This window comes from Moraxella canis, assembly GCF_034424565.1.
In the GTDB taxonomy this organism is placed as follows: domain Bacteria; phylum Pseudomonadota; class Gammaproteobacteria; order Pseudomonadales; family Moraxellaceae; genus Moraxella; species Moraxella canis.
Genome location: NZ_CP139961.1, coordinates 1,831,608 through 1,858,209, shown reverse-complemented (window position 1 = coordinate 1,858,209; position 26,602 = coordinate 1,831,608). Strand labels below are relative to the sequence as shown.

General features: G+C 45.7%; 19 protein-coding genes. 3 read left to right on the top strand and 16 right to left on the bottom strand.

Going from position 1 to position 26,602, the window contains the following annotated elements; all coding sequences use genetic code 11:
• The first annotated feature begins 258 nt into the window (after positions 1-258).
• Positions 259-2,145 (top strand): RNA polymerase sigma factor RpoD, encoded by a 1,887-nt coding sequence (gene rpoD / locus U0021_RS08470; protein ID WP_114800682.1) that lies wholly within the window; start codon positions 259-261, stop codon positions 2,143-2,145.
• A gap of 177 nt (positions 2,146-2,322) precedes the next feature.
• Here the strand turns inward: rpoD and U0021_RS08465 are convergent, their stop codons facing one another.
• From U0021_RS08465 to U0021_RS08420, 10 genes are all read right to left on the bottom strand, one after another.
• On the bottom strand, positions 2,323-4,629 hold the full coding sequence (locus U0021_RS08465) for a site-specific recombinase (protein ID WP_407666560.1): 2,307 nt from the start codon (positions 4,627-4,629) through the stop codon (positions 2,323-2,325).
• 369 nt (positions 4,630-4,998) lie between these two features.
• Positions 4,999-6,768, bottom strand: coding sequence for an acyl-CoA dehydrogenase C-terminal domain-containing protein (locus tag U0021_RS08460; protein WP_114800680.1), 1,770 nt, complete (start codon positions 6,766-6,768; stop codon positions 4,999-5,001).
• Positions 6,769-6,918: 150 nt separating this feature from the next.
• Positions 6,919-8,745 (bottom strand): acyl-CoA dehydrogenase C-terminal domain-containing protein, encoded by a 1,827-nt coding sequence (locus U0021_RS08455; RefSeq protein WP_078255116.1) that lies wholly within the window; start codon positions 8,743-8,745, stop codon positions 6,919-6,921.
• Positions 8,746-8,772: 27 nt separating this feature from the next.
• A complete protein-coding gene (locus U0021_RS08450) occupies positions 8,773-8,925 on the bottom strand; it encodes a hypothetical protein (RefSeq protein WP_162816812.1) in 153 nt (50 codons plus the stop codon).
• 128 nt (positions 8,926-9,053) lie between these two features.
• Positions 9,054-10,580, bottom strand: a complete 1,527-nt coding sequence (locus U0021_RS08445; RefSeq protein ID WP_114800679.1) for an acetyl-CoA hydrolase/transferase family protein — start codon at positions 10,578-10,580, stop codon at positions 9,054-9,056.
• Between the two features lie 236 nt (positions 10,581-10,816).
• A protein-coding gene (prfB, locus tag U0021_RS08440) for a peptide chain release factor 2 (protein ID WP_114800678.1) occupies positions 10,817-11,912 on the bottom strand; the annotation gives its coding sequence in 2 pieces (ribosomal slippage) (positions 10,817-11,839 and positions 11,841-11,912; 1,095 coding nt in all).
• A gap of 142 nt (positions 11,913-12,054) precedes the next feature.
• Complete coding sequence (locus U0021_RS08435) at positions 12,055-12,729, bottom strand: HAD family hydrolase (protein WP_114800694.1); 675 nt, start codon at positions 12,727-12,729, stop codon at positions 12,055-12,057.
• 149 nt (positions 12,730-12,878) lie between these two features.
• Positions 12,879-13,589 (bottom strand): YidB family protein, encoded by a 711-nt coding sequence (locus U0021_RS08430; RefSeq protein WP_114800677.1) that lies wholly within the window; start codon positions 13,587-13,589, stop codon positions 12,879-12,881.
• 143 nt (positions 13,590-13,732) lie between these two features.
• On the bottom strand, positions 13,733-14,224 hold the full coding sequence (locus U0021_RS08425; RefSeq protein WP_227538716.1) for a hypothetical protein: 492 nt from the start codon (positions 14,222-14,224) through the stop codon (positions 13,733-13,735).
• A gap of 28 nt (positions 14,225-14,252) precedes the next feature.
• The gene (locus U0021_RS08420; RefSeq protein WP_114800676.1) at positions 14,253-14,519 is read right to left on the bottom strand and encodes an FAD assembly factor SdhE; all 267 of its coding nucleotides are present in this window, start codon (positions 14,517-14,519) and stop codon (positions 14,253-14,255) included.
• 221 nt (positions 14,520-14,740) lie between these two features.
• Here U0021_RS08420 and gltB point away from each other — a divergent pair, with 221 nt between their 5' ends.
• Both gltB and U0021_RS08410 read left to right on the top strand, forming a co-directional pair.
• On the top strand, positions 14,741-19,204 hold the full coding sequence (gene gltB, locus U0021_RS08415) for a glutamate synthase large subunit (RefSeq protein WP_114800675.1): 4,464 nt from the start codon (positions 14,741-14,743) through the stop codon (positions 19,202-19,204).
• A gap of 60 nt (positions 19,205-19,264) precedes the next feature.
• Complete coding sequence (locus U0021_RS08410; protein ID WP_114800674.1) at positions 19,265-20,686, top strand: FAD-dependent oxidoreductase; 1,422 nt, start codon at positions 19,265-19,267, stop codon at positions 20,684-20,686.
• Between the two features lie 57 nt (positions 20,687-20,743).
• Here U0021_RS08410 and U0021_RS08405 read toward each other — a convergent pair whose 3' ends face one another.
• The 6 genes from U0021_RS08405 to U0021_RS08380 all read right to left on the bottom strand — a co-directional run bounded on the left by U0021_RS08405 (position 20,744) and on the right by U0021_RS08380 (position 26,599).
• A complete protein-coding gene (locus U0021_RS08405) occupies positions 20,744-21,541 on the bottom strand; it encodes an enoyl-CoA hydratase-related protein (protein ID WP_114800673.1) in 798 nt (265 codons plus the stop codon).
• Positions 21,542-21,957: 416 nt separating this feature from the next.
• Positions 21,958-22,737: a 3-oxoadipate enol-lactonase gene (gene pcaD / locus U0021_RS08400; protein WP_114800672.1), complete on the bottom strand. Its 780-nt coding sequence runs from the start codon at positions 22,735-22,737 to the stop codon at positions 21,958-21,960.
• 10 nt (positions 22,738-22,747) lie between these two features.
• Positions 22,748-23,959, bottom strand: a complete 1,212-nt coding sequence (gene pcaF / locus U0021_RS08395) for a 3-oxoadipyl-CoA thiolase (protein WP_327037460.1) — start codon at positions 23,957-23,959, stop codon at positions 22,748-22,750.
• A 34-nt stretch (positions 23,960-23,993) separates the two neighbouring features.
• Entirely contained in the window at positions 23,994-24,644 is a 651-nt protein-coding gene (locus U0021_RS08390; protein ID WP_114800177.1) for a 3-oxoacid CoA-transferase subunit B, read from the bottom strand.
• Positions 24,645-24,689: 45 nt separating this feature from the next.
• Positions 24,690-25,355: a 3-oxoacid CoA-transferase subunit A gene (locus tag U0021_RS08385; protein WP_114800176.1), complete on the bottom strand. Its 666-nt coding sequence runs from the start codon at positions 25,353-25,355 to the stop codon at positions 24,690-24,692.
• Positions 25,356-25,543: 188 nt separating this feature from the next.
• Positions 25,544-26,599 (bottom strand): NADH:ubiquinone reductase (Na(+)-transporting) subunit F, encoded by a 1,056-nt coding sequence (locus tag U0021_RS08380; RefSeq protein ID WP_114800175.1) that lies wholly within the window; start codon positions 26,597-26,599, stop codon positions 25,544-25,546.
• Positions 26,600-26,602: the final 3 nt, after the last annotated feature.

Sequence of the window (26,602 nt, the reverse complement as noted above, 5' to 3'; positions counted from 1 at the left end):
CCGCGATAATGATCGGCTTTGTTTGGCATTATTTTTGCTATCACTCTTTTAAAATAGGCTGTTAATCCCAATATACTCATCAGCTTTTGGAGAAAATTTGATGAATGAAAAGCCAGGATTTGTTATTAGAATATTTTTATAAAATGATAAATTTATATTTTTAATAAAAGCATGGCTAAGCCTTTCGCTGAGTTGAAAGCTATGCCAAAAGCCAGTATAATGAAATGTTTTTGACGCCGACCAAGAGACAAAATGCACATGAGTGAAAATAATCATATCACCGAAGATCACGACGCTTCTTCATCACAGTTAGGTGCACTGATTCGCCTAGGCAAGGAGCAAGGCTATCTCACCTATGCCGAAGTAAACGATCAATTACCAGAGTCCGTCACCGAGAGCGATCAAATTGAAGACATCATTCAGATGTTGACTGACGTGGGCATTCAAGTATTTGAAGTAGCCCCAGATGATGACGATATTTTGTTATCAGACACTGGTAGCGATGATGACATGGCAACAGATGAAGCGGCGGCGGTATTAGCATCTGTTGAGACTGAGCCAGGACGCACCACCGATCCTGTGCGTATGTACATGCGCGAAATGGGGACGGTCGATCTGCTGACCCGTGAAGGCGAGATTGGTATCGCCAAGCGCATCGAAGAAGGCACTCGTGAAGTTCAATACATCATGGCGTATTGGCCAGGCACGGTAAAATTCGTGCTTGATGAATATCAGCAAGTGCTTGCTGGCGAGAAAAAAATCTCCGACATCGTTTCTGGGTTCTTAAGTGGGGATGACAGCGATTTTATTCTAAGCGAAGAAGAAGTTGAGTTGGATCTTGGCTCACCCAAAACCACGGTCGAAGATGAGGCTGAAGAAGAGGATGAGGGTGAGTCTGATAACGCTGAGCTTGAGGACACCGATGATTCAAGCCTTGACCCTGAAGAAGTGCGCGTCCGTTTTGAAGAGATGCAGCGCTTGTATGATGTGGCCCAAGAAGCCCTAGCTAAGCATGGCCGCGGCAGCGAAGAAGTCAAAGCAGCTTATAATGAACTGGCCAATCATTTTATGCTCATTAAGCTGAATAATCGTTTGTCGGATCAAGTCATGAGCTTGATGCGTGAAGTTTATGAAGATGTGCGCACCAACGAGCGCCGTATCATGAAGCTTGTGATTCGCCGCGGCAAAATGCCTATGGAGGAGTTTAAAAAGACCTTCCCAAGCAATGAAACCAATGTCGAATGGCTGTCTCACCGCATCGAAGGCGGTCCTGCTTTTGCCGACACTTTGGCCAAAATTGAGCCTGAAGTGGTCGCCTTGCAGCAAAAATTGTTGGCACACGAACAAGCCCTTCAAATGGACATCCGTGATATGAAAGCGGTCGCCCGCCAGATGGCAATCGGTGAGGCCAAGGCTCGTCGCGCCAAAAAAGACATGGTGGAAGCCAACTTACGCTTGGTGATTTCTATCGCCAAAAAGTACACCAACCGAGGCTTGCAATTCCTTGATTTGATTCAAGAAGGCAATATTGGTCTGATGAAAGCGGTGGATAAATTTGAATATCGCCGTGGTTATAAATTCTCAACCTATGCAACATGGTGGATTCGCCAAGCAATCACACGCTCTATTGCTGACCAAGCACGCACGATCCGCATTCCTGTGCATATGATTGAAACGATTAATAAAATCAACCGCGTCAGTCGTCAGCTACTTCAAGAAATGGGTCGTGAGCCGACACCAGAGGAGCTGGGCGAGCGTCTGGATATGGATGAGGCCAAGGTGCGCAAAGTCCTTAAAATCGCCAAAGAGCCCATCTCTATGGAGACGCCGATCGGTGATGATGAAGATAGCCACTTGGGTGATTTTATTGAGGATAACACCATCTCAAGTCCGATTGAAAATGCAACGGCAGAAGGTCTTCGTGAAGCAACCCGTGAGGTGCTTGATAATTTGACCGAACGAGAAGCCAAAGTACTCAAAATGCGCTTTGGTATCGACATGCCAAGCGATCATACTCTAGAGGAAGTCGGTAAGCAGTTCGATGTCACTCGTGAGCGCATTCGCCAAATCGAAGCCAAGGCATTGCGTAAACTTCGCCATCCTTCACGCTCTGAGCATTTGCGCTCTTTTTTGGAAAATGATTAATCTTAATCTCAAATCAAACCTGCTGATATCATCGGCAGGTTTTTTATTTATCCGCGCCTTTGGGTCAGCGAGAAGACTCATCACCATCCCTCCAAAAAAAACTTTGCCAGAAGCAAAGTTTTTTTAAGATCAAGATAAAACCCAAAGGCAGTGATAGTTGAAACAATACTTTGATGATCAGCCTGGTAAATTGGGCGGCGTTGAAGGCTTTGGTAAAGAATTGATACCATCATCATTATCATCAGATGATTTATTCACCAGATTACCTGATTCGTCAAGTTCATCATTATGATAAGCCTCGATCGCCTCTCGGATGTCATCAGGCGCTTGGGCTTTTGACTCTTCTTTAGGTTTATTGCGTCCTAAACGGCGGACAATCGAATCAGCAAAAATGCGATTGGCTTTTTCGTCTGCGGTTTCCTCAAAAATAATCTCGCCCAAGCTATTAATCTTGGCGTATTTGACCGTTTGTTTACGCGGCCAAAAAAAGTCCAGGGGGCGCGTGATAAAATGATTGGTAACCATCTTATAAAGCTGCTTCCATTCTGTGAATTTCACTTCTTTTGAGCGCAGTGCAACCATCAAGGCAAGCGAAAAGCTCACCAAAAGGTTCACCAAACCGATCAGCAGCACGCCAATAAAAGACAAGAGCGCAACCTGCCAAGTCAAGTGCTCAGGCGATAGGTAATACAGTCCATGCACAAAGTTGGCAGAAGCAAAAGCAATATGGCGAATATCTAAAGGCAGTCCAAGCATATAGCCCACTGTTGCTGTACTACCCAAAAAACAGCCAAAGATAAAGTTACCCATGATAGCACCAAGGTTGGCTTCCACAAAACTACCCATCTTATCTAGCCACCGCTTTGGCATCACACTGACGAGCATCCAGTGCCTGCGTATGCGTTCACCGATTTTATTATACGCCGCCAAATTATCATAATAGCCAGCAATCAAACCAGAAACAAACAAAAACACGCCAGCGATTGCCGCATGAGGCAATGCCAAAGAGCGGATTGGGTCTAGGTCATGCAGCAGATAAGCCGCCTGCGCGCCATCGATCATCGGTGTATCATAAAAATACCCCCACGCCAGCGCAATTAATAAAGCCACTGGCATCGCCACCGAAATATTGCCCAAAATGGCGATAAACTGCGTTCGCAAAATATCAACGACCAGTTCTGACAGCTTGGCCAGTTGCTGAGTTTTTTTGCCTGATGAGCCAGAAATGGTCGATGCGATCGCTGCCGCCGTCATTGCTGGCTGCTTGGTTGCAACCGTACCCCTAGCAATATGGATAAAAACAAAGCCCAAGCCATAAATCATGCTATTCACAAAAGCGCGTCCAATGGGCGCCAATGCCAAATGATAAGACAAAGTCTTTAGGGTCGCCATAAAACCGATAAATAAGCCGCCTATGGCTGCTTTTTTATACATTTTACGGTAGCCAGTTCTATCAGTACTGATATAGTGCTCGCCAACGCGCCCTGCATTTTCGGTAACTTTACGCGATAACAGGCGCGTATTTGATTCAATCAGTGAGCTAAAACTATAACGCGTCTTGGCAGTTTGCACCACCTCAACCGTCAGATCAACGATCGCTTGATCACGCTTATGCTCTGCATCACTCACCAGCTCAACCAAAGTCCGCATACGCTGCAAACTTTGCTCAAGGCGCGCCAACATATTGGTCAGACGAATTGAGATGCCAGTTTTGTACACGCGCTTTCTTAGTGTATCGACAATATCTTCACATTGCTCCACCATCACCATCAACGGGGCAGGATCAATGTCCTGATCAGGCATCACATCCGTCATCAAATCCAACTCATGCGCCTGTCGATACTGATTGACGAATAGTACCGCTTCTTGATTTTGTGCCACAAATGCCGCTGAATAATTGAGCAGCTCAGGATAAAAATTCATCAGCTCAGGATGCAGACCAATGCCGCTGATGCGATAAGACAGGACAACGATGGCGTTTAAGATACTGTTTTTGGCTTGAGCCACCAAACTTAGGTCTTTTTCGGCTGGGCGAATCAGCTGTACCAAAGCATCCCAGCGCTCATCTGAGATAGACTCCACCCACTTCCAATCATTACGCCGATCAAACAGATAATTAGCAAGCTCTACCACTGAATCTTCTTCGGGTAAAAGCGGCAAAAATCGATGGCTAATTAAACGCGAGACACTGCTTGAAAAACTCTGATCTGACGCAATACCTGTATCAGTATATAGAGTAATTTGACGATATTTATTAATTAATCTTAAGATAAAAGCTGCTAAGCCCGATCCGTATTCAGGGTTATCGCATAATAAATCAATCAGCTCATCAAATTTGGCGTCTACAATTTCATTGTCTTCATCTTCGTCAGTCACGCGCAAAGCGTCGATCAAGCGCTTTAAGGCTTCAGGCTCTGGCAACTCTTGTAGCACGACGATGCGCTGCAATATTTGTTCAAGATTTGACGTGTCGTTTTCTAACACAATTAAACTCCACTGGCAAAAATAACGCTCACAAAGTGATGAGATGCTGACCGTGTTAGCGGCGGCTCATTTATTTTTAGTTCTTAAGGGTTGATGATAGATATGGGTGAGAAATGGGTCTGCAAATTAAAAATAATTGTTAATGTATCACATTTAAATCCATTTACCAAATTTCATCTTTTAAATTTTTGATATAAATTGTATCAAAATCTTGTGATTTTCAAATAGTTGCTATTCTTCATAGCTATAATATCATTGCCCAAATATCAATAAAAAGCTGATATGAATCAAATCGCTAACATATAATAAAATTACAGTTTAAAAAAGGACAGGCAATCATGCCCATCCTTTGATATTTTTATTGATAATTTACACAAAGAACTCATTATCAAATGCCATAATCGCACTTGATCCTGCTTGCGCCATGTCAGCATGAGCGTATAGCTTAGGCAAAACACGGGCAGTGAAGTAGTCCGCAAGCTTTTGACGCTCAGCATAAAACTCACCATCCTTACCTGCGCTTGCTTTGACAATCAGCACATACATATAAGCATAGCACAGATAGCCCGCTGCGTGTAGATAGTCTACGGCACTGGCGTTGATGGCGTGTGGATCATTGCCTGCTTTATCAAGCAGATCAGTGGTCAGCTCACGAACACGCTCAGTGGCTTTAAGCGTGGCTGCGCCAATTTGATGATCGCAATCGCTGGCAGCAGCTTGAATTTCTTCAAGCAATGCAAACATCGCCGCGCCGCCATCTTTGACGACCTTACGACCCAATAAGTCAAGCGCCTGAATGCCATTCGTACCCTCATAAATTTGGCTGATACGTACATCACGAACGATTTGCTCCATGCCCCACTCTTTGATATAGCCATGACCGCCAAAAACTTGCTGACAATCCACCGTCGCCTCAAAGGCTTTGTCAGTCAAAAACGCCTTGGTGATCGGCGTTAATAGCGCCACTTTGGCATTAGCATTTTGGCGCGCTGTGTCGTCATCGCTGAATTTGGCAATGTCCAAGTTATTTGCCACATACATCGCAAAGGTACGCGTTGCCACACTGTTTGCTTTGGCATTCAAAAGCATACGGCGAACATCGCCAAAATTAATGATCGGATCGGCTGCTTTATCGGCAAATTTGACACCATCGTCAGCGCGGCCTTGCAGACGTTCTTGAGCGTAGGCTGCCGCATTTTGATAAGCCAAGACACTGGCGCCAAGACCCTGAAGACCCATGGTCACGCGCTCATAGTTCATCATCACAAACATTGCCGCCAAGCCTTTATTTTCAGGACCAACCAAATAACCTGTGGCGTTGTCAAAATTCATCACACAAGTCGCAGATGCCTTGATACCCATTTTATGCTCAATTGAGCCTGCCTGTACACCGTTACGCTCACCCAATGAGCCATCACTGTTCACCAAGAACTTTGGCACCGCAAACAAAGAAATGCCCTTTGAGCCAGCTGGCGCATCTGGCGTCTTAGCCAACACAAGATGAATAATATTTTCGGTCAGATCGTGCTCACCGCCCGTGATGAAAATTTTGGTACCAGTAATGGCGTAGCTACCATCTTCCTTAGGTACAGCGCGCGTTTTGATGATGCCCAAATCAGTACCTGAATGGCTTTCTGTTAAGCACATCGTGCCTGCCCATTGACCTGAATACATCTTTTCAAGATATTGAGCTTTTTGCTCATCACTTGCGGTAGCCAATAAGCTTAGCGTTGCCCCGACTGTCAAAATTGGATATAGGGTAAATGATTGGTTGGTCGCAAATAGCATTTCCTCAATCAGCATGGTCACCATTTTTGGCATACCTTGACCGCCGTACTCTGGGTCACCACCCAAGCCAATCCAGCCTGCATCGGCATAAGCACGGAAGGCTTCTTGGAAGCCTGATGGCGTAGCGACTTTGCCCTCACCTAGGTATTTGGCACCTTCTTCATCACCCGACTGATTTAATGGTAACAACACTTCTGTGGCAAATTTCGCCATTTCATCAAGAATCATATCAACCGTTTGCTCATCGACATGAGACAGCTGATCTGTATTTGACCAAAATTCAGGGGCTTTGAAAACTTCTTTTAGGGTAAAACGCATCTCATCAAGCGGAGCGGTATATTGAAGCGCCATAGACTTTCCTTATTGTTAAAAATTATATAAATAAAATCAATTCATTAAGACTGTCAAAGAACATCCAAAAAATCTTTAAGCTCAGAGTTTCTTTGCACAGTCTCATTAAATCCAAAGATCACGCTGTCATTTACTATAACTTAGACAGGATTAAAAGGCAAATTGTTCAGCATCCATCGCCATTAGGCTATCAAAGCCAGTATTAATGCGAGCCACATGAACCAAATGACGCGGCATCAGTTTGGCAAAATAAAACTCGGCAGTTTTGACTTTGGCATCATAAAAGCCGTATTCGCCTTGCAATGATTTGTCGGTGTCAAGATCGCCATCAAGCTCTGCCAATTTGGCTTTTGCCAATACAGCCGTTCTCGCCCACAGATACCCCAAGGTGACATAGCCACTAAAATACAAATAATCAACCGCAGCAGCGCCAACAGCTTCAGGGTTTAGCGTGCTTTGCATTGCGATGCGCGAAGTCAGATCGCTCCACTGCTTATTAAGCTTGGCAAGTGTCGTAATCATCTGACCGACTTCATCGTTATCTGCATTTTCTTGGCAGAATTTATGAATGATCTTGGTAAAGTTCGCTAACATGCGACCTTGTGAGCCAAGTACTTTTCTGCCAAGCAAGTCCAACGCTTGAATTTCGGTCGTGCCTTCGTACAAGCATGAAATGCGCGTATCACGCAGGTTTTGCTCCATGCCCCATTCGCTGATGTAGCCATGACCGCCATAGACTTGTACGCCCATATTCGCTGACTCAAGACCAGTTTCGGTCAAGAATGCTTTGGCGATTGGGGTTAATAGTGACAACATTTCATCAGCAAATTTCACTTCGCTTGGATTTTCACCTTTGGCGACAGTATCTGCAAATTGAGACAGATAATACACCAGTGCACGACCACCTTCACTAAAGGCTTTTTGGGTAAGTAGCATGTTGCGCACTGCTGGATGATGGATGATGCTATCTGCTGGCTTGTTCGGCTCTTTGACACCTGATAAAGCACGCATGGCGGTACGCTCTTTGGCATAAGTCAGTGACCCTTGAAAAGCAAGCTCAGACGCTGCCAAACCTTGGATGGCAGTGCCTAAGCGTGCCACATTCATAAAGGTAAACATGGCGTTTAGACCACGATTTTTTGGTCCAATCAGATAACCTTTGGCATTATCAAAGTTCATCACACAAGTCGCCGATGCCTTGATCCCCATCTTATGCTCAATCGAGCCACAGCTGACTGTATTACGCTCGCCCACTGAGCCATCATCATTAACGATGAATTTTGGAACGATAAATAACGAAATGCCTTTAGTGCCCGCTGGTGCATCTGGCAGGCGAGCTAGCACGATGTGAATGATGTTCTCAGTCAAATCATGCTCACCTGCTGAGATGAAGATTTTTTGACCTGTAATGGCATAGCTGCCGTCTTCATTTGGCACAGCGCGCGTCTTGATGATGCCAAGGTCAGAGCCTGCGTGTGACTCAGTCAAGCACATGGTGCCTGACCATGCCCCTGTATTCATTTTTTCTAGATAAGTGGCTTTTTGGGCTTCTGTGCCATGATGCTCGATGGTTTGAATGGCGCCATGCGACAGCCCTGGATACATCGCAAATGACCAGTTGGCAGTACCCATAATCTCACTGACTGCGCTTGATAGCGACACTGGTAAACCCAGTCCGCCAAACTCAGGCTCGGCATTGATCGCAGGAAAACCAAGCTCGCAGTATTGCGCATATGCTTCTTTAAAGCCGGTCGGTGTGGTGACGACGCCATTATCAAACTGACAGCCTTCGATATCACCCGTACGGTTCAAAGGTGCAATCACCGACTGCGCAAAATCAGCTGCCGCCTCAACATAGCTATTAATTGTATCTGCATCTAGCTCTGCATAAGCAGACAGTTTACCATAGTGTGCTTGACTGTCTAACAGCTCGTGCATGACAAACTGGATATCACGGATAGGGGCAACATACTGCATGGTTCATTCCTTCATGATAAATAACGCTCAAATAGCCTTTGCTTCACTGAGCCAATCTCGGCTGATAAGCTCAATCAAAGCATCGCGATATGAGCGTCTAAAACTGATATACAAAATTCCTCTAATAAAATAGCCAATGCCATCCCACAATGCAAATCCCCCTTTTGACTCATCAGTCATAAAAGTAATCTTGCAAAATGTTTGCCATCAAATATTGATTGTATTTTAGCATGGCAGTATGACAATTTACCCCAATATAAAAACCGTCCAATCGGTTCGGATTGGACGGTTTTTATAAGATCTCTCAATTACTTGATACGCATATCGCCTGTCTCAACAAAACGCTGATGCCATGATAGCGCTTCTAGTAGCAGATGTGGCGTGTGGATGCCGCCTGCTTTTTGGCTTGCCACCAACGCACGATCATAATAATCGCGCAACATATCACGATAATCTGGATGTGAGCAGTTCTCGATGATCAGTTTAGCACGCTCTTTTGGAGATTTACCGCGCAAATCTGCCATACCTTGCTCGGTCACAATGAACATCACATCATGCTCGGTATGGTCGTGATGGCTCACCATCGGTACGATCGCAGAAATCGCGCCGCCTTTAGCGGTGGATGGGCTGACATAAAAGCTAAAGAAACCGTTACGCGTAAAGTCGCCAGAGCCGCCGATGCCGTTCATCATACGCGTACCCATGACATGCGTTGAATTGACGTTGCCATAGATATCAGCTTCGATCATTGAGTTCATGCCGATCACACCTAGGCGGCGGATGACTTCTGGGTTGTTGCTGATTTCCATTGGGCGCAAGATAATCTTATCTTTTAAGAACTCGATGTTTTCGTTAAAACGCGCCAATGCATCTGGGCTAAACGACAAGGCAGTCGCAGAAGCAGTTTTCATTTTCTTAGCCAGAATCAAATCAAGCATACCGTCTTGAAGTACTTCGGTGTAGCCTTCTAGGTCATCAAATGGCGCATCCAAAAGACCTGCCATGACTGCGTTAGCAACGTTACCAACACCAGACTGTAGCGGCAGTAGGCTCTTAGGCAGGCGACCTGCTTTGACTTCGTGATCAAGAAAATCAATCACTTGGGCGGCGATACGCTTAGAGACATCATCAGGTTCAGCAAACTTGGAGTTACGGTCGCCTGAATCAGTCATGACGATGGCAAGCACTTTATCTGGATCAATCGCCAAACCAGGCGTGCCAACGCGATCAAATGCACCGACGATAGGAATTGGCTTACGATGTGGTGGCAAGCCGACATCACCATAAATGTCATGCATACCCTCAAGACCTGGGCTTAGTGCAGCGTTGATCTCAATGATCAGTTTATCAGCATTTTTGACCGCTTCGACACCGTGACCGATACCCATCGCAAAGATCAGCTCGCCATTTTCAGTGATGGTGGTCGCTTCAACGATGGCGATATCAAATTTGCCATAAAACCCTTGGCGCATTTGCTGCTCAACATGCGACAGATGCATATCTTGATAAGCGATCTCGCCTGCATTGATGCCATTACGAAGGGTTGGATCAGACTGAAATGGCGAGCGAAAATGCAGTGCTTTTGCTTCTGCTAGGACGCCGTCACACTCAGGCGCAGTTGAAGCACCTGTCACCATACCGACAGTAAATTTTTCGCCTTTTTCATGGGCGGCTTTAGCCTTATTAGCGATGGCAGTTGGTAGAGCTTTTGGGTAGCCTGCACCCGTAAAGCCTGTGATGGCAAGCATCATGCCATTTTGAACAAATTGGGCAGCCTCATCAGCACTCATGACTTTTTCGCGCAAACCTGCGTGTTTAATACGATCAATAGACATACTGTCTCCTTATAGATGTGTACAATTGTTTATAGCAAAAGCTATCAAGATTTTAGCACTAACCACAAATAAAATAAATAGCTTAGGCTAATATTTGTCATGATTATTCAAGATTTAAGCTCGTTTTGATGACAAATTTTAACCACCTTATTATCTTTGAAAATGAGTCAAACTATCAATCTAAAAGCCAAAAAATATCGCCCATCAGGACGATATTTTTATACTTCAGGCTTGAGTTATAGACCTGCCTTTAGGCTGGCTTCGATGAATTTGTCTAAATCGCCATCAAGTACCGCACTGGTATTCGATGTCTCAACGCCTGTCCGCAAGTCTTTGATGCGTGAGTCATCTAGGACATAAGAGCGAATTTGACTGCCCCACCCGATATCGGATTTACTGTCTTCGAGCGCTTGCTGTTTTTCCATGCGTTTTTGCATTTCTAGCTCATAAAGCTTAGCACGCAGCATCTTCATGGCGGTGTCTTTGTTGGCGTGCTGAGAGCGCTCATTTTGACATGCAACGACCACACCTGTCGGCTGATGGGTGATGCGTACCGCAGAGTCGGTAGTGTTCACGTGCTGACCACCTGCACCACTTGAGCGATACGTATCAATGCGTAAATCGGCAGGATTGATGTCGATTTCCACATTATCATCAATCTCAGGCGACACAAAAACCGCAGCAAACGAGGTATGGCGACCATTATTACTATCAAAAGGTGATTTACGCACCAAGCGATGCACGCCAATCTCAGTACGCAGCCAACCAAAAGCATAATCGCCTTTGACCGCGATGGTGGCTGATTTGATGCCTGCCACACCCCCTTCAGACACTTCCATCACGTCAGCCTTAAAGCCGTGGCTTTCGCACCAACGAAGATACATCCGAAGCAGCATCTGTGACCAGTCTTGGGCTTCTGTACCACCTGAGCCTGCTTGGATGTCAAGATAGCAGTTATTGGCGTCCATCTCACCACTGAACATGCGCTTAAATTCTAAGTCTTCAACCTTGGCAAGCGCTACATCAAGCTCGGATTGCACATCATTAAGCAGGCTTTCATCACCTTCTTCAACAGCCAGCTCAAGCATAGCAGCAGCATCTTCTAAGCTTGTGTCCAGCCCTTCAATCACGCCGATAATCCCATCTAGCATGGATTTTTCTTTACTGATTTTGGTGGCTTCTTCAGGATTGTTCCAGATGTCAGGATTTTCTAGCTCTAAATTGACTTCTTCAAGACGCTCTTTTTTGGTTTCGACGTCAAAGATACCCCCGAAGCTCTTGCCCACGGGCGGCTAAATCTTTGATCTGTTCTTGATATTGGGCGATTTCCATGATCTCTCCAGTGAAAATAATTCGGTAGCATGACCAAAATTGAAACGAAAAATTATAACAAATCTTGTGTGATTTTACCATGCCAAACGCACAGTATGGCACCTAAATCATGGCTCGATGACGTGCTGCTTGATGACATCAATCACATCGACCAATCCACCACCTGCCACCCTTCTTCTTTGGCATGTGCTCTTAGGATATCATCAGGCGTTACACAGATGGCTTCATCAGCATAGCTTAATAGCGGAATGTCGTTTTTTGAGTCAGAATAGGCGATGAGCTTATCAAAGGTGACACCTTGAGATTCAAAACGACTGATAAGATTTTTTAGATGATAAATTTTACCATCTTTAAAGTTAGGCTTATCCGCAACTTTACCTGTATAGGCATTATCCACCACTTCTAGACGAGTCGCCAAAGTGTGCTCATCATCCACCCCAAATAACTGAGCAATGGGCACCACCACAAAATCATTGGTCGCACTGATCACCACGACGGTATCGCCTTGGGCGCGATGAGAGGCGATTTGATCAATCGCCTTTGGACGCATATTTGGGCGTATCCAAGTCTTTAGATACTCATCTCGATAAGCCTGCAGATCGGTCATACTTTGGGTGCTCAAAAATGCCGCCACAAATTCATTGTATTCCACAGCATCAAGCGTGCCTGCGATATAATCTTGATAAAATTTATCATTAGCATCGGCATAGACTTGGGGGTCTACCAAGCCTTTTTTGACAATATACTGCCCCCAACTGTGATCGCTATCCACATTAATCAAAGTCATATCCAAATCAAATAGCGCTAAGTTTGCCATAATTTTCTCATCACTAATAAAATCAATATCTAAGATACCGCTATTTTGAATGAAAATGCTTGTCTCGTCAAACACTTCTGTTGGCAGAATCTAAAAAACAAGCCATAAAAAACAGGTCTTCAAACCTGTTTTTTATGGCTAAGCACAGACTACTGAGCGGCTTTCATTTTTGCCAACAACTCAGCAATCTCATCATTGGCTTCTTTTTCGCTTGATAGATCGCCTTGGGGGGTCAAATCATCCACCACTTTTGGCAAAAGCTCTGCGATGCCTTGGCAAACTTCTGATTGGCTTGCGCCCGTTTGCTTGCAAATTTGTTCAATTTCTTGATTGTCAAATAATCTGGCGATATCATCAGCATCAATGCCATCATTATTGGTATCAATATTCACCCAAGACTGGGCTTTATTTTGTAAGCCGCTGTTAGAAAATTTACCCAGCACGCCTGACAGACCGCCGTTTTTTTGGATAAATGCTAGTACAACTGGCAACAAAGCAAGCAACAGCGCACTTTTATTCATGCCAGCCGATTTGACATTACCGCCGCCTAAGACTGTGCCAAGGATATTACCAAGATCGCCAGCACTGGTATTTTGTTTATTACCGCCCAACAGACCGCCTAGCACAGAGTCTAGCGCTGAGCCTTGTGCTTGTCTGCCCCCCATTTGGGTACCAAGCACACCACCTAACAGACCACCCAAGCCTGCACTTGCGGCATTAGATTGACCTGCGCCTGTCAAGCCGCTAAGCAGACCACCCAGTCCGCCTTGCTGCGAGTTTTGTGGCGCTTGCCGAGCTTGCGACTGCGGCTGTACGGCATTTTTTAAGACTTCTCCAACAATACTTTGTAATAAGCTCATACGATTTCCCTTATCCTTAATAATCTGTTTTGTGATAACAGTGTGTGATAACTTTTAACATTGTTTAACAACAACATTAAATAACGGTTTTATCTTAACAAAATCCAAGTCATCAAGGTACGGTGTTTTTGTAAACATTTGTGCTATTTTTGGTAAAGTCTTGCCAGTGCTGATAATTTCGAAAAATTCTGTGAATCTGTTTGATCATCAAAGATGATCACCGTCACGGGCTGCTTTTTTGGGCTGATGGCATAAAAATCCATCACCACCGCTGAACTTATCCCCAAATTCACCCAGCGGATATGATGCAAATAGGCTTGATAGATCACTTGACCATCATTTGAGCCATCTTTGATAGCCGCTGACTGCTGTGAATGCACAGGAAACGATAAAAACCAAATGCCATCGATTTGACGGCTGCTCATCTGGCGGATGCCTGATCGCTGATGGTAAGCATAAAACCCGATCAATACGCCAGCAAACACCCCTAAGATCACCCACTGCCACCACAATAAGCCAACAGCCAAACAGATGAGTATCACCAAAAAGATGGCGACCATCCACAGATACCACCCTGCGCGCGTCGGCACAAAGGTAGCATCCAGCACCAAAGGATATTTAGAATAGACGCCCAAAATCTGGCTTACGATTTCATCATGGCGATTAGATAGCGTCAGTATGACGAAGCAATTTCATCTTATCAATCAAGGCGGCGACGCCAGGTTCTGATGGCATTTCTTGACCCAAAAAAAACACCAATAAATCCGGGTCTTCATAGCTTAATAATGCTTCAAATGCCTGCTGCTCATCCGCGTCCGCACTCAAATAATGCGATTTGACATAAGGATCGATATAAAAATCCAATTCTTTAAGACCGCGGCGAGCTTGATAGATGATGCGGCGCTGTGCGTCAGTCGGCTGAATGCTCATGATGGTTCCTTATTTTGGTTTTGAGTGTGCTCAGTATATCAAAGTTGTGTTATTTTTTACGATAAATTTTTAATCGGCGATTATTTATGATAATTTGTGATATACCCATTAAGTTATCAAATGAAATATAGATTTTTAATTTATCAGTGTTTATAATAGACCAAATTGCAAATCTAATAATTACCCTTCAATTCATTCTCACAGCGACAAAAGGATAAGCCATGACAATGATCAGTTCCACCACCTATTTGGCAAGCCCTGATGATTTTTCAGACAATTGCGGTTTTGGTTTGATTGCCCATGTAGAAGGCACGCCAAGCCATGATTTGGTCAAAACCGCGATCCACTCGCTAAGCTGTATGACGCATCGCGGCGGTGTGGCTGCCGATGGCCGCACAGGGGATGGCTGCGGTTTATTGATCGCAAAGCCTGACGCATTTTTTCGCGCGGTCGCTGCCGAAAACGACTTTGAGCTGTCAGAAAATTTTGCGGTCGGTACGGTCTTTGTCAATTTGGATCAAGCCAAAGCCAAGCATAGTATGCAAGTCTTAAACGAAGCAATCACAGGCGAAGGCTTGGAAGTGGCAGGCTGGCGAGATGTGCCCGTCAATCTTGACATTGTCGGGGATATCGCGCGCGAAAGCCTGCCGGATTTTAAGCAAGTCTTTGTCAATGCGCCAAAAGATATGCCTGCTGATGAATTTAATCGGCTATTATTTGTCGCGCGCAAAAAAGCAGAGCTTCAGCTGACCGAAGATGAGCTATTTTATGTGACAGCATTAAACTGTCAGACTGTGATTTATAAAGGTTTGGTGATGCCCAAGGACTTACCAAACTTTTTTTTGGATCTGCAAGATGATCGCTTAAGCTCACACATTGTGGTATTTCATCAAAGATTTAGCACCAACACCCTACCACGCTGGAATTTGGCACAGCCATTTCGTTATCTGGCGCATAATGGCGAGCTAAACACCATCACTGGCAACCGTAATTGGTCGGTGGCGCGCACACCCAAGCTAAAATCTGACAAACTGCCCGAGCTACAAGCGCTGGCGCCGCTGGTGAATAGCACAGGCTCTGATTCATCAAGCTTAGATAATATGCTTGAAGTGCTGATGAATGGTGGCATGAGCCTATTTCATGCCATGAGCATTTTGGTGCCGCCTGCATGGCAAAATGTCGACAGCATGGATATGGATCTGCGCGCTTTTTATGAATTTTATTCGCCGCACATGGAAGCATGGGACGGTCCGGCAGGCTTGGTAATCCAAGATGGTCGCTATGCAGTGTGTATGCTGGATCGAAATGGTCTGCGTCCTTCAAGATGGGTCACCACCAAAAATGGCTACATCACGGTGGCATCTGAGGTAGGCACATGGGATTATACGCCTGATGATGTCTTGGCAAAAGGTCGCATCGGTCCAGGTCAGATGCTGGTCATCGATACCTATAGCGGTCAGATCATGGATACCAAAACCATCGCCACCATTTTGAAAAAAGCCCATCCTTACCGTAAGTGGCTGCGCGAAAATGCCATGCGCATCCGCGACAATCAAGCCATCGAGCTATCACTGGCATCCGCCACCAAAGACACAGAGCATCTGGCAGCACTACAAAAGATGTTCCATATCACCAGTGAGGAGCGCACCGAGATCATCCGCCCTGCCGCCGAAAACGCTCAAGAAGCGGTCGGCTCTATGGGAGATGATACGCCGATGGCGGTACTCTCACGCCAAATTCGCCATGTGGCTGACTTTTTTAGACAACAATTTGCACAGGTGACCAATCCACCGATTGATCCTTTGCGCGAATCGATTGTGATGAGTCTTCAAACTTGCCTAGGTGCCCAAACGGATGTCTTCAACCCTACCTCCAAAGACGCACACCGAATCATCTTATCATCGCCGATCCTATCAGCCAGTAAGATGCAGCAAATCGAAGCCACTCAAGACCCTGCTTTTTTGAGCCAAAGAATCGATCTTAACTATGATGACAGCCTAAGCCTAAAACAAGCCATTGATAACATCTGCCAAGAAGTCGTGGCTGCCATCAAGCAAGGCTACACTTTGATTATCTTATCCGACAAAAACATCAAAAAAGGCAAAGTGCCTGCCAATGCCGTTTTGGTGACTGGCGCTGTGCATCATCACTTGATCCAACAAGGCTTGCGCGCCGATGCCAATTTGATCATCGAAACAGGTCTGGTGCGTGATCCGCATCACGCCGCTGTCTTGATCGGTTTTGGGGCGACGTGTATTTATCCGTATTTGACTTATGAAGTGATTGATCATTTGGTGGAAACAGGTGAAATCAACACCGATGCCTTGAGTGCGCGCGCCAATTTCCGCAAAAGCTTAGATAAAGGCTTATTAAAAATCCTATCCAAAATGGGCATCTCAACCATCGTCTCTTATCGCGGCGCACAGCTGTTTGAGGCGGTGGGACTGTCGCCTGAGATTGTGGATTTATGCTTTGTCGGCGTGGCAAGTCGCATCAAAGGCGCTACCTTTGAGGATTTGGCAAATGATCAAGCCATCCTAGCCAAAAATGCCTTTACACGCCGTACGCCCTTGGATAAGGGGGGTTTGATTAAATTTGTCTTTGATAAAGAATATCACGCCTTTAATCCAGATGTCGTGCGAGCGCTGCACAGCGCGGTTCGCTCGGGGGATTATCAGGAATATCAAAAATATGCCGACATTGTCAATCATCGCCCTGTGGCGACCATTCGTGATTTGCTTGCTCTAAAAACTGGCAGTGAGATTGATCTTGATGAAGTCGAAGGCATCGAGTCCATCCTACCGCGTTTTGACTCGGCGGGGATGTCTTTGGGAGCTTTGTCGCCTGAAGCACATGAATCCATCGCGATGGCAATGAACACCATCGGCGGTCGCTCAAACTCAGGAGAAGGCGGCGAAGATCCAGCGCGCTACGGCACGCTCAAAAATTCAAAAATCAAACAAATTGCTTCGGGTCGATTTGGGGTGACACCTGCATATCTGCGCTCTGCTGAAGTGCTGCAAATCAAAATCGCTCAAGGTGCAAAACCTGGTGAAGGTGGTCAGCTGCCTGGCGGCAAGGTCAATGATCTGATCGCACGCCTGCGCTATTCGGTGCCTGGGGTGACTTTGATTTCACCGCCGCCGCATCATGATATTTATTCCATCGAAGATTTGGCACAGCTGATTTTTGATCTAAAACAAGTCAATCCCAGTGCTTTGGTTTCGGTCAAGTTGGTCTCGCGCCCTGGCGTTGGCACCATTGCTACTGGCGTGGCTAAAGCTTATGCAGACTTAATCACCATCTCAGGCTATGATGGCGGTACAGCAGCGTCGCCTTTATCATCGATTCATTATGCAGGCTCGCCTTGGGAGCTGGGCTTGGCAGAAGCGCATCAGTCCCTACGCGTCAATGGCTTGCGTGATAAAGTACGCATTCAGACAGACGGCGGTCTCAAAACAGGTCTTGATGTCGTGAAAGCTGCCATTTTGGGTGCCGAAAGCTTTGGCTTTGGTACCGCCCCGATGCTGGCTGTCGGCTGTAAGTATCTGCGAATTTGCCATCTGAATAACTGCCCAACCGGTGTCGCCACACAGCGCATTGATTTGCGTGATGAGCATTACATCGGTGAGGTGGATATGCTGATTAATTTCTTTAAATTTGTGGCGATGGAGACGCGCCACTGGATGGCGAAACTGGGCGTGCGCACGTTGGAGGAGCTGGTTGGTCGCACCGATTTATTGGACATCTTAGAAGGTCAAACCCCCAAACAGCAGCATCTGGATCTGACGCCGCTTTTGTACAGCCACCCACGAGCAGCAGGCGCACCGCATACGTGTCAAGTGCCAAGCAATGTGCCATTTGATCAAGGCATCTTAGCTGAGCGCATGGTCAGCGATATGGCGATCAGCATCAAAAAAGGCTATGGCGGTGAATACAGCTACCGTATCAGCAACTGCGATCGCTCTATCGGCGCGCGTATCTCTGGTGAGATTGCTGCTATTTGGGGCAATCTGGGCATGAGCGATAAGCCCATCAAACTACATCTGACCGGTACGGCTGGTCAGTCATTAGGCGTATGGAATGCAGGCGGTCTGAACATTGAGCTAGAAGGTGACGCCAACGACTATGTCGGCAAAGGCATGGCAGGCGGTGAGATTGTCATTTATCCACCCAAAAACACCCACATCAATACCGCCGATTCTGCCATCATCGGCAATACTTGTCTATATGGCGCAACTGGCGGCGCTCTGTATGCTGCCGGGACAGCAGGCGAGAGATTTGCGGTGCGCAATTCAGGCAGCCATGCTGTCGTCGAAGGGGCAGGCGACCACTGCTGTGAGTACATGACAGGCGGCGTGGTGACTGTCCTTGGTAAAACAGGCTTAAACTTTGGGGCAGGTATGACTGGTGGCTTTGCGTATGTGCTGGATATGCAAGGTGATTTCTTTGATCGCTGCAACCACGAGCTCATCGATTTACATCGCATCTCAAGCGAGCAGACCGAAGAGCATCGCATTTATTTGCGCAAAATCATTGAAACCCATGTTGAAAAAACTGACAGCGCATGGGGCAAGACCATCTTAAGTGATTTTGAGCATTATGTGCGCAAATTTTATTTGGTTAAGCCAAAAGCCGCCAATATCGCCACGCTGCTCAAAAGCACTTTGGCTGATCCACAATAAGAAAGAAAAATGACAGGCATTGTCGGCAGATACCCATCAATGCCCAATAAGGAGATTACCATGACAGCTCGTTTACACAATGATTTTCAGTTTTTGGAGGTGGCGCGCAGCGATCCTGCCAAAAAATCACTCGAAACTCGCACAACCAAATTTATTGAGATTTATAAGCCTTTTGATCACGATTCCGCCGCTCAGCAGGCGCACCGCTGTCTGGAGTGCGGCAATCCATACTGTGAATGGAAATGCCCTGTGCATAATTATATCCCCAATTGGCTTAAGCTTGCCAGTGAAGGGCTGATCGAGCAAGCGGCTGAGCTGTGCCATACAACCAATACCCTGCCTGAAGTCTGCGGTCGCGTCTGCCCCCAAGATCGGCTCTGCGAAGGGGCGTGTACGCTCAATGACGGCTTTGGGGCGGTGACGATCGGCAATGTCGAAAAATACATCAATGACACCGCCTTTGAGCGCGGCTGGCGACCTGACATGAGCAATGTGGTCTGGACAGGCAAGCGTGTCGCGGTGATTGGTGCTGGACCTGCGGGTCTTGGTTGTGCTGATATTTTGGTCAGAAATGGCGTGCGTCCTGTGGTATTTGATAAGCGTCCCGAAATTGGTGGGCTACTCACCTTTGGCATTCCTGAATTTAAGATGGAAAAACAGGTCATGAAGCGCCGCCGAGAGATTTTTAGCGATATGGGCATTGAATTTCGCCTAAATACTGAAATTGGTAAAGACATCACCATTGATGAGATTTTGGCTGAATATGATGCGGTGTTCATGGGTATGGGGACTTATACCTATATGCGCGGCGGCTTTGCTGGCGAAGACTTAGATGGCGTGTATGATGCGCTGGATTTTTTGATTGGCAATGTTAACGAATGCCACGGCTGGCAAAGTGATAATGAGCCTTATGTCAACCTAAAAGATAAACGCGTCGTCGTGCTTGGCGGCGGTGATACCGCCATGGACTGCAATCGCACCAGTATCCGTCAGCAAGCGGCTTCGGTGACTTGCGCCTACCGCCGTGATGAAGACAGCATGCCAGGCTCAAAGCGCGAAGTGACCAACGCCCGAGAAGAAGGCGTGCAATTTTTGTTCAATCGTCAGCCAGTTGAAATCATCGGCGAAAACGGCAAAGTCACTGGCGTCAAGGTCGTCACCACCGCTTTGGGCGAGCCTGATGCCAATGGACGCAAATCCGCCATCGTGGTCGAAGGCTCTGAAGAGATTTTGGCCGCTGATGCTGTCGTGCTTGCATTTGGTTTTCGCCCAAGCCCTGCTGATTGGTTTGGCGATCAAGGCATAGATATGCATGCTGATGGACGCGTGATCGCTCCAGAACAACAACCTTTCAAATTCCAAACCAGTCATCCAAAAATCTTTGCTGGCGGTGATATGGTACGCGGATCAGACTTAGTCGTCACCGCCATTTGGGAGGGTCGTGAGGCTGCCAAGGGGATTTTGGACTTTTTGGAAGTTTGATAATTTATAATAAAAAAATCACCGCTTATGCCATCACTAAGCGGCGATTTTTATTGATTAATTGAAATTTGGCTTTCGTTTTTCTTTAAAGGCAAGAACTGCTTCTTTACATTCTGGCGACTGCACATGCCGCATAAAAATTTCAGCCTCATCATCGATGCATTGAATGATGCGCCCCAAATCATGCTTTAAAAGCTGCTTGGTTTGGCGTACCGTTTTATGAGGCATATTGGCGATTTTTTGGGCTTGGGAATACGCATAATCATAGACATCAGCCCCATCAGGCAAGGCATTGATCAATCCTATTTTTTCAGCTTTTTGGCGATCAAATCTTTGGGCGGTGTATAATAGTTCACAGGTCTCCACATAGCCGATACGCTCTACCATCAGCTGAGTGGCTGCTCCTTCGGGCGTCACGCCAAGCGCCAAAAAGGGCATCTGAAATACCGCCGTATCATCAGCATAAGCCATATCCACATGAAGTAGCAGCGTCACCCCAATCCCAATCGCTGCACCTTTAATCGCTAAAATAATCGGCTTGCCAAACCCCGCTACCGTCTTTAGCAGGCGAAACGGCGGCAGATCCCCTGCCTTAATTTTCTCAAGATCGTACTCAAAAAACTTAATAAAATCACCCATGTCATTGCCAGCGCTGAAGTCATCTCCTGCACCGCGCAGTACCACAGCCTTGATTTGGTCATCTTCCTCTGCAGCGATCAGCGCATCACAAATGGCATGATATAGCTCAGAGTATAACGCATTTTTAGCTTTTGGGCGGTTGATGGCAAGCACCAAAACGCCATGCTCTAGGCTTGCCTGAAGTTCAGGGTGAGAAACTTCTGTATAAGTCGTCATAGGGATCTTCCTTGTAATAATGAAATGGTTTTGATTATTGCGCTCTGACAAGTTTGGCTAATATTATAACAATGATAAAGCCGATCTGAGCATATCTTTGATTGGATTAGTATATTGCATTTTTTAAAAGTTGAATAGGTTATTATAGTTTAATATAGATACTGGCAAATTTAGGCAGTTTCAGATAAGATTGGAATTAAAAACCAAGATTGTCCAATACCTCGTTACAATCGCCAAGTGATGTTTTAAAACCTGATTATATATTATATAAAAGATCCAAAAATGTCTTTCATGATGACCAAATATATCAATAATTCTTTAGAGGCGACACTTGAACAAATACCTAAGGTTACCACTCAGGCATCTTGTACAAGTGTTGCATAATGATATTAATTTATAATTAGCGTGCTTGCTATCTATATCACCCCAAAAGATTTAATGATATTATTAAATACTTCTGGCTGCTCCACATTGGCAATATGAGAGGCGGCGATGGTTTCGAGCCGTGCGCTAGGGGCATGGTCCACAATAAATTTACCATCTGCCAAAGTCGTGACAGGGTCAGCATTGCCCACGATAACGAGCATTGGCACTTGGACATTCTTTAAATCATTACGCAAATCAGTCATTGCTAATGCCTCACAGCAATTAGCATAGCCCTCTTTATCACCTTCAGCGAGACTATCACTCAAATTTTTGACGATTTGAGGATTTTTTTTAATAAACTCATCTGTAAACCAGCGACTTGGTGCAGTGTCAGCAATTCCTTGCAAGCCATGGATTCGTACGCTATTTGCTCGCTCCTGCCAAGCTTTTTGATCACCGATTTTTGCAGCGGTATTAGAAACAATAATTTTAATAAAATACTCCGGACGATGAATGGCAAGCCAAATACCCGTTAATCCTCCCATAGATATACCGCAAAAAGTTGCTTTTTTTATACCTAAATGGTCTAGCAAATCTACCACATCCTGCCCAAGTTGGGCTATAGTATAAGCTCCTTCTGGAGTAGAGCTATCGCCATGCCCACGAGTATCATAGCAGACGACAAAAAACTTCTCTTGCAAAGCATCAATTTGGGACTGCCACATCTTATGATTTGTCCCAAGAGAATTAGAAAAAATCAAAACAGGCTTGGTTTTATCACCAAAAACATGATAATTTAAGCGAACATGATGATTTGTATAAATTGGCATAACTCCTCCCTCAAACCCGCTCAATCAACAACGCAATCCCCTGCCCCACACCAATGCACATACTGCACAAAGCATAGCGCCCTTTTTGTTCTTCCAAGGCATTTAGGGCAGTTGTCACAAGCCTTGCCCCTGATGCACCCAAAGGATGTCCTAAGGCGATCGCACCGCCATTGGGATTGACTCTTGGATCATCATCGGCAAGTCCCAGCTTGCGAGTACACGCCAAAGCTTGGGCAGCAAAGGCTTCATTTAGCTCAATGACATCAATTTGATCCAGTGTCATGCCAGTTTGCTTCAGCAGTTTTTGGATGGCAGGCGCTGGGGCAAACCCCATGATGCTAGGCTCAATCCCCACCGAAGTGCTGGCGATGATTTTGGCTTTGGGAGTGAGATTGTATTGTTTGATCGCATCTTGTGAAGCAATCAATAACGCAGCTGCCCCATCATTTATCCCTGAGGCGTTGCCTGCGGTGACTGTCCCTTCACTATGCACAATGGGTTTTAATCGAGATAAATCCTCAAAGGTCGTGTTTGGTCTGGGATGCTCATCTTGATCAACCAAAATAGGGTCGCCTTTTCTTTGAGGAATGCTGACAGGGATAATTTCTTTGGCAAAAAACCCACGCTCAATGGCATCGCGGGTACGCTCTTGGCTTTGCAGGGCAAATCGGTCTTGATCTTCTCGTAAAACCCCAAATTGACTGGCGACATTTTCAGCAGTTTGTGGCATGGTGTCCACGCCATACCTCTGTTTAAGCTTTGGATTGATGAATCGCCAGCCCATGGTGGTATCTTCAATTTTTTGGCTGCGATCATAAGCTTGCGACCCTTTGCCCATCACATAAGGCGCACGCGTCATGCTCTCTACACCCCCTGCGATGATGAGCGTTGCTTCACCTGACTTGATGGCACGATTTGCGATCGCAATGGCATCAAGTGACGAGCCGCACAAGCGATTGATTGTGGTGGCTGGCACCGTGACAGGCAGTCCTGCCAATAAAGCTGACATGCGCGCGACATTGCGATTGTCTTCACCGGCTTGATTGGCGCAGCCATAAATGACATCATCCACCGAGTGCCAATTAACCCCTGGATTGCGCTTGATGAGTGCCTCAATGGGAAGCGCCCCCAGATCATCAGCACGCACGCTGCCAAGCGATCCGCCATAACGTCCAAACGGTGTCCGCACAGCATCAATAATATAAGCAATATGATCAGACATAACACATCCTTTTGATTTATGATTTAAGTTTTGCTCAGACAGTTGCGTCAATCAAGGGCGCATCGGTGAGCTGCTGTAATGTGTCAAAGTCCAAACCTGCCACTTTTTCAGTGACAACCAAGCCTTCATCAGTCACTTCTATGACACAAAGATCCGTATAGATACGGTCCACACAGTTTTTGCCTGTGACAGGATAGCTTAAGTGTTTGACAATCTTTGGGCTGCCGTCTTTAGCGACATGCTCGGTGGTCACAAAGACTTTTTTGGCACCCACCGCCAAATCCATGGCACCGCCAACAGCAGGAATGGCGTCTGGCTTGCCTGTATGCCAATTGGCCAAATCCCCATTTTCAGCGATCTGAAACGCACCCAAAACACAAATATCCAAATGACCGCCTCGCATCATGGCAAATGAATCGCCGTGATGGAAAAACGCACCGCCTTTGAGCATGGTGACATATTCTTTGCCAGCATTGATCAGATCAGGATCTTCTTCACCGGCGTTGGGCGGCGGTCCAAAGGCAAGCAGTCCATTTTCAGAATGTAAAAAAATGTCTTTGTCCGATGGTAGGAAGCTTGCGATTTTGGTAGGCAGGCCAATCCCCAAATTGACATAAGCCCCTTCAGGGATGTCTTTGGCGACGCGCTTGGCAATCTCATCTCGGCTTAGTTTTTGATAAGTCATATCAGTCTTATTAACTCCATTTCAATGATGTGATGCTTACAATACTCACTCGGTCACTTCAACAACATGCTGAACAAAAATCCCAGGTGTCACAATCACTTCAGGATCAAGCTCACCGAGTGAAACCACACTTTGCACTTGAGCGATGGTCACATCTGCTGCCATTGCCATGATGGGTCCGAAGTTTCGGGCTGATTTATAATAAATCAAATTACCCCAGCGATCGCCTTGATGTGCTTTGATGAGCGCAAAGTCAGCGCGGATGGGATATTCTAAGACATAGTCTTTGCCGTGAATATGGCGAGTTTCTTTGCCTTCTGCAAGCAAAGTGCCATAACCTGTGGGTGTGTAGATGGCACCCAAGCCCATGCCTGCCGCCTGGATACGACAAGCCAAGTTGCCCTGTGGCACAACTTCTAGCTCAATTTTGCCAGCACGGTAGAGCTCATCAAACACATAAGAGTCTGCTTGACGAGGAAATGAGCAGATGATTTTTTTGACAGCCCCTGTTTGTAGTAAGCGGGCCAAGCCATAATCACCATTGCCAGCATTATTGCTGACGATGGTCAGACCTGTGACACCGCGCTCAATCAATGCGTCAATGAGCTCGGCTGGCTGACCTGCAGGACCAAATCCACCGATGAGAATGGTGGCGTTGTCTTGGATTTTTTCCATGATTTGCTTTAATGAAAGCTCGGTTTTGTCGATCATGAGTTTTCCTCATATAGCAACATATATCATGTTTATGGTATATAAATTAAATAAAAATAACACCCTTGTCTTATGTAAACTAAATTCTATATAACCATGTTCTATTTATATTAAATTGATAATATTACCAATCATCAAATATAGATCCAATATAATAATCAATAGACAATTGGTAATATTTCATTGCCTTAGATATGCTTAAATAATGCTGAACGCTGAGTATTTTCTGCATCAGCGGCACTTAAAAAACGCTCTGTGTGAATATCTCTTTCAAATAGGCGACTCTGCATCAGCATGGAAATCGCAGACTCGATCATAACAGGCGGCCCACATAAATAGGCCTTGTGCCCTGAACAGCGCTGATTGAAATGAGTGCAAACCGCATCATGAACATAGCCCACCGCCCCTTGCCATAGGTCTTTTTCGTCAACCTGACTTAACACAGGGAAATAATGAAAATTATCATATTTGTTTGCCAAGTCTTCAAATAATTCGCGATTATACAATTCACTTAAATTTCTCGCTCCATAAAATAGATAAATTTGGCGATCATCTTTATTCTCCAAAAGATCTAAAATCATAGACTGAGGACTTGACAATCCAGAACCTCCTGCAATAAAGATGACATCCTGATGGTCCGATTTGCGCACAAAAAACTGCCCGTAAGGGCCAGAAAGCGCAAGCTCATCACCCACTTCTAATTTCTCATGAATGTAAGTAGTTGCCTCACCACCTTGTATCAATTTAATATGAAGTTCTATCACACCTTCTTCACTCGGTGAACTTGCTATAGAAAATGCTCGAGTCCCATCTATATCTGGCAATTGTAAATTAATGTACTGCCCCGCTTGAAATGCCATAGGTCTATCTAACTGTAAACGCAGGCCTTTTATTGTTGGCGATAAATTATTAATTTCGATAACTTTGCCTTGATAATCCTCAATCAAGTAGCCCAAAAAGTCTGGATCTTCATCTACATCAGCCTCTATCACCATATCTGATTCGGGCTTACAGCAGCATGCCAAAACCTTATTTTCTTCTCTCTCAATATCCATCAATGCAAAAGGCGAGGCATCACCAATATCATAAAAACCATCAGTAACCTGCACTTTGCAAGTGCCACAAGTACCATGACCGCACGCAAAGGGTAGCCATACGCCTTGCCTTAATGCTGCATCTAGAACAGTTTGATCTTCCTCTACTTCAATAGTAGTTCCAATCGGCTCAATCGTTACTTGATACATCCC